We start from the raw sequence: 5,899 nt of genomic DNA, 5'->3' as shown, positions 1-5,899 counted from the left end.
GTACCTGCGGTCGCCTTTTCTTTGGTTACTTTCTTTTGGCGAAGCAAAAGAAAGTAACCGGCTGCCGGGCCGCCCCCGGCAAGCATCAACGGAGCACATACCGCATCAATTACCAACAACCGAAAAACCTCCACGAAGCACAACCAGCATCAAATACCAACACACGAAAACCATCCGCATCAATCTCAACAAACTAATTCAAGCAAACACTATCTATCCCTCAACCGAATCCGAAAGATCGAGAGGAAAATGTTTACTCTCATAAGCCTGAATCAACGAAATAAGAATATCAAGGCGCCCCCCTTCTGGCATACCAAATTCAGCATCCATAAGGGTCTCAACTTCCCGAAGTGCTGCTTCATGTTCAGCGTCTGTTGCTATCGGTTTATGCTCCATCGCTTCCTCCAAAATACTTACTTAAACCCATACCGCACCCCCACAAACAAATTAGACCCAGCCGTAGCGTAATTCTTAGCCAACTCATAATCCTTATTCAGCACATTATTCCAGCGCCCGAACAACGACCAATTTGCCCTCAAATCATAGCTGGCATACAGATTGAGCAAACTGTAGCCACCAAGGACAACCGTATTGGCAGGATCGTCATAACGTCTACCTGACACCACAAGTTCGACTCCGGTCTTGATCGCACCCAAACCATATTCAAGCGCTACCGTACCGTGCTTTTTAGCACGCCGGGCCAGCACCAGGCCAGTAGTATCGTCACGTGGATTTTGTATATCCAACGATCCGCGCAATGCCCAGTTACCGAGTTTTGTGCTCGCGCCCAGAGAAATTCCTTCGAGCGTGGCTTTATCAACGTTATAGGCGCAACCATAAGGATGGGTATCCTGTTCAACCGGACAAGTCGATGTGGAGACAATCAAATCCGTGATTTTGTTGCGGTAATACGTTGCACTCAAAGTTGAGGTGCCATCGTCATACAACGTACCAATTTCTGCATTTTTACCTTTTTCAGGTTTATTCGACGCAAACCCGTACTCAGGGTAATACAACTCGATGAACGTTGGTGCCCGGAAACTCGTGCCATAACTGGCATTGACACGCCAGTCCTTGGTGAGGCGATAACCGTAGCCAACGCTACCCGTAGCATGGGTGCCAAATTGTGAACTATTGTCGTTACGGATACTAACGGTAGCCAGATGCGCACCACGCTTGAGGAGATAAGAAGCAGCAACAGAGTTGGTGGTTCTGTTATTGGCTGTGAAGTCGGTAGTGGTGACGTCTTCTTCACGGCGCTCAGCCAGCAATTGCAGCACGTCAGTCCCAATTGACAAATCATTCTGCCAACTTAAATTATTCTGCCGGCTAGATGCAATAGAGCCGTAATCTGGATCAAAATTGACCTGCTTATCCGTCGTCTGCGATAGCTGAATATTGCTACTCCACCACGGCAGAAACTGATTTTTCGAATACAGCGCCAGATTTTGCAGGTCTTGAACGGTACGATTATCGTAACCCGGGCCATTGTCATACTGGGCGTTCAGGCGACTCTGTAAAAAGGTCATCCCGATCTCATTACCCTTGGATATTTCCAACCCAAACTGACCGCTGGTGCTATCTTTTTTGTAGCCCGTATTGTCAGGTTTATAGTAGTCAGAAGCAGGCTTGGTAGCCGAAAACCCAGTCGCGCTTTCGTGCGCAGCAGTGATGGCATAGCTAAAGCGGTGGTCGCCCTCGGTCGCACCGGAAACACTGGCGTCCATGCTCCGTGTACCGTAACTACCATAGCCGCCAGAGGCTGTGAGACGCGGCGCGCCGCTGCCTTTTTTAGTGAAAATCTGGATCACGCCCCCCATTGCATCGGCACCATAAAAAGTGCTGAGTGGGCCGTAGACAATTTCGATACGGTCGATTTGGGGCAATGGAATACTCGACCAGGTCGCGCCGCCTGATATAGATGAGCCGACGCGCACGCCATCGATCAATACAACACTCTGGCTATTGGCTGCGCCACGCATGAATACCGAGGAGATCGAGCCTGGGCCGCCGGTACTGGTGACTTCAATACCGCGTTGTCTTTGCAACAGATCAACCAATGAGGACTGACCAGATTGCGCAATGTCCTCAGCTGAGATAACGACATTATCGCTAAGCACGTCGCTGGCTTTTTGGGCAGTACGGGTAGCCGTCACCAGTACCGGCTCAAGCGCGGCCTCCGGGATGGACTGCGCAAAACCGGGCGCAGAAAAAGCCCCGATCACGCAAGTAGAAATAAGAAGAGTAGAAAAACGCAGCGACGTATTAGCGCGCGTCATTGAAAAGGCAGCACGGGTACGCGGATGCGTCCGTAAAATAGTTGAGGTCATGAGATTAAATGTGAGCAGCTACCAGCCTGCCTCCCCGCGGGCTGGATTGAAAAGAAATACGGCCTTGCAATGATTAAATTACAAGACAGTATCTCCACCTGCTCCGGCCGGTATCCGGGCTTACAAGTCCAACTACCTTACCTTCCCATGCAAGAAGCACAGTGGCATCAGAGGTAGCCTGTCATGATCTGCATAGTGTTACGCAGAACATGACGCTTGTTTACCGTTGCGGGGGCAGCACACGCTAAGCGTGTTTCCCGTTTAACTGCGAACACAGACATGTTCGCGAGCACCAAAAGCCTTGGCATTCTAGTATTCATCGGCACTGACAGCAATCGATACCACCGTCAATACAACACTTAACACGACGAACAACAAAAAAAGCAGCGAACGCGTTGCGCTGCTGCCTTATCGATAAGCACCAAACGCACCTCTGCGTTTGGTAAGAACCACTACTTAAACCGCTTCCGGACCTGTCTCGCCAGTACGGATACGGATAACTTGTTCAACTTCTCGCACAAAAATCTTGCCATCACCAATTTTGCCCGTGCGTGCGGCTTTGATGATGGCGTCAACCGCTTGCTCAGTCAGAGAGTCGTCAATCACCAGTTCAACTTTGACTTTCGGCAGAAAATCGACAACGTATTCAGCCCCGCGATACAACTCGGTATGGCCTTTTTGACGACCAAAGCCTTTTACTTCGGTCACCGTTAAGCCATTGACACCGACATCGGCCAGCGCTTCACGGACTTCGTCCAATTTGAACGGTTTGATAATGGCAGTAATTTGCTTCATGACAACTCCTTTATGCAATTAACAAAAATGTTGATGGGCGAATATTTATTCTTTAGGACTTACGCAAAATTGTCCCAGCAAGGCAGACTGACGAAGACAGTACTTTAGTACGGCTAGGAAGGATAACGCCGCTGGGGCGGTTTTGCGTAAGTCCTATTCTTTAAATCGGGATGTAATCGGATAACGCCAGTCACGCCCAAACGCCCGATGTGTCACACGGCAACCCACCGGCGACTGACGGCGTTTGTATTCGTTGATCTTGATCAGGCGCGTGATGCGTTGCACGTCTTCGCTGCGATAACCAGCGGCTTCGATCTCGGCGATGCTCTGATTTTCTTCCATATACATTTGCATAATGGCATCCAAAATCTCGTACGGCGGCAATGAATCCTGATCGGTCTGATCAGGCCGCAACTCCGCCGAGGGCGCGCGCGTCAAAATCCGCGTCGGAATCACCTCGCCCAGCGTGTTGCGATAAGCGCACAACCGGTACACCAGCGTCTTGGCGATATCCTTAATGACAGCAAAACCGCCCGCCATGTCACCATACAACGTGCAATAGCCGACTGCCATTTCACTCTTGTTGCCGGTGGTCAGCACAATGGCACCAAATTTATTCGACAACGCCATGAGCAAGGTGCCGCGGATACGCGCCTGAATGTTTTCTTCTGTCGTGTCTTCAACCACGCCAGCAAACTCGGTCGCCAGCGTCGTCTTGAAGGCGCTAAAGCAATCATTGATAGAAATTTCATCATAGTGCACACCAAGGCGTTGCACCATGTCGCGTGAGTCGATCCACGATATTTCGGCAGTGTACGGTGACGGCATCATGATGCAGCGTACTTTGTCCGCCCCCAGCGCATCGACCGCAATGGCCAACACCAGCGCAGAATCGACGCCGCCCGACAATCCCAGCAGCACGCTCGGGAAACCATTTTTACCAATATAGTCGCGCACGCCCAACACCAGCGCCTGATACACCTGCGCCTCCAGCGACAACGGCGCAATCACCGACATCGTCGTCAGCGGCGACGCACCATCAAATTCAACGATCTGCAAATCCTCTTGCGCGTGCTTGAGTTGTGCCGTGACCTCACCCTGTTGATCCATCACAAACGAATTGCCGTCAAAAATCAATTCATCCTGCGCGCCAACCAGATTCGCATACACCATCGACATGCCAAGCGTTGCCACATTGGCGCGCATCACCTCATAGCGCAGATGCTGCTTATTCATATGAAACGGCGACCCGTTCGGCACTAACAATACTTGCGCACCGGCTGCGCGTGCGCGTGACGGCGCATGCGGGGACCAGGTATCTTCGCAAATATTGAGACCGAAGCGCACGCCCTTCACATCAAACACAAAAGGCACGTCAGCCGAAGAAAAATAGCGTTTTTCATCAAACACCGTATCGTTGGGCAACGCGTATTTGCGATAACTGCCCAATAGCGCACCATTCACGATCACCGAAACCGCATTGAACCGAGCGCCATCCTGTATCACCGGATGGCCGACGATCACGTGAACATCGCGCAAGTCGGCCAGATCGGCACTGAGCGCGATCAAGCTTTCGGCGGTTTTATCGTAAAAAGCCTGACGCAGCAATAAATCCTCAGGCGGATAGCCGACTAACGACAACTCTGGCGTCAAAACGATATCCGCACCGTCCAGCGCGGCGCGCCGTACAAACTCAGCGATCCGGGCACGATTACCCGCAAGATCTCCGACGGTACTGTTGATTTGGGCGATGGCAACTTTAACTGTCATGGCAATAATATGAATGATGAATATAAGTAATGAAGAATGATGCGAGGGGTGCAGCGAAGCGCATGACAAGATGGACGATTATCGCATGGGGTAGCGCTGCTTGCTTCCCTGAAATTGACTTCATCAGGACTTACGCAAAATTGTCCTGGCAAGGCAGACTGACGAAGACATTACGAACGTAAGGCTAGGAGGGATAACGCCGCCGGGGCGGTTTTGCGTAAGTCCTAATCCTACTAATACGCCCCAAATGCACGATCCAGCGCAGCCAGAATGTGAAGTCGATACTCTTCTGCAGACCCTACTTTATCGGTCAGCGCACTCAATGGAATTGCTGCAAGCTGCGGGGTATCTAAAAAATAGTCATCACCCAAAACAGAGATCATCGGACATAAATCATCCGGCAAGCGCACTCCGGCAAACTCAGTTAGCGCCCGCAACGGGATCACAGTCCGCGTCGCCAGGCCGCTAATGACGTTGCTTTGCACGTCGATCAGATACGGTGTCGTCTTTTTACTCTTGCCTCGATTGCTGTAAATGTCGAATCGCGCCATTTAAAAGCTCCGCCATTCTTGCAAGGCGACGCCTTCCGTTTCCACCAGTTCGTTATAGGCCTTAATGTATCCCGCATTTTGATCATTCCATTCGCGCTCTTTTTGAGCGCGAATGATTTCTCGCAAAGCACGCTCGCAGACTTGAGAAATATTAATCCCCATCTCTTTTGTGGCTAAATACACATCTATCGGCAAACTAATATTAGTTGCCCTCTTTGACATTACTGCGTGATCCATATTGCCTCCTATGCGCATGATCTATGCACATAATACTCGCGCATAAGGCGTAATGCACGATCCCCGCCAAGATAATTCGCGCAATGCTAAACTCAAGCGCATTGTATTTATGCAACCTATGTAGCCTCAGGCACTGACGAATTGAACAAGCAAACTACACCCACGATCGATTCGTGCTTGTCCGTGGTACTCGGCATAGAACTACTGAGTCGGAGA

The 5,899-nt window shown here is 50.7% G+C and carries 6 protein-coding genes and 1 riboswitch; all 6 genes read right to left on the bottom strand.

Annotated features, from left to right (window positions below; genetic code table 11):
- Positions 1–213 precede the first annotated feature (213 nt).
- The gene (locus tag ACVBEF_RS20240; RefSeq protein WP_447125716.1) at positions 214–396 is read right to left on the bottom strand and encodes a hypothetical protein; all 183 of its coding nucleotides are present in this window, start codon (positions 394–396) and stop codon (positions 214–216) included.
- Positions 397–413: 17 nt separating this feature from the next.
- Positions 414–2,330 carry a TonB-dependent receptor domain-containing protein gene (locus ACVBEF_RS20235; RefSeq protein WP_447125715.1) on the bottom strand — a complete coding sequence of 639 codons (1,917 nt, stop codon included), beginning with the start codon at positions 2,328–2,330 and terminating at the stop codon, positions 414–416.
- 88 nt (positions 2,331–2,418) lie between these two features.
- Positions 2,419–2,642: riboswitch (cobalamin riboswitch) on the bottom strand.
- A 144-nt stretch (positions 2,643–2,786) separates the two neighbouring features.
- A complete protein-coding gene (locus tag ACVBEF_RS20230; protein WP_447125714.1) occupies positions 2,787–3,125 on the bottom strand; it encodes a P-II family nitrogen regulator in 339 nt (112 codons plus the stop codon).
- Positions 3,126–3,278: 153 nt separating this feature from the next.
- Positions 3,279–4,895: an NAD+ synthase gene (locus tag ACVBEF_RS20225; protein ID WP_447125713.1), complete on the bottom strand. Its 1,617-nt coding sequence runs from the start codon at positions 4,893–4,895 to the stop codon at positions 3,279–3,281.
- Positions 4,896–5,128: 233 nt separating this feature from the next.
- A complete protein-coding gene (locus tag ACVBEF_RS20220; RefSeq protein ID WP_447125712.1) occupies positions 5,129–5,446 on the bottom strand; it encodes a CcdB family protein in 318 nt (105 codons plus the stop codon).
- Positions 5,447–5,683: a type II toxin-antitoxin system CcdA family antitoxin gene (locus tag ACVBEF_RS20215; RefSeq protein ID WP_447125711.1), complete on the bottom strand. Its 237-nt coding sequence runs from the start codon at positions 5,681–5,683 to the stop codon at positions 5,447–5,449.
- Between the last annotated feature and the right edge of the window lie 216 nt (positions 5,684–5,899).

The sequence above is a fragment of the Glaciimonas sp. GG7 genome, from assembly GCF_052976905.1.
The sequence above is the reverse complement of the archived record's forward strand: the minus strand, read 5'-3'. Positions and strand labels throughout refer to the sequence as shown.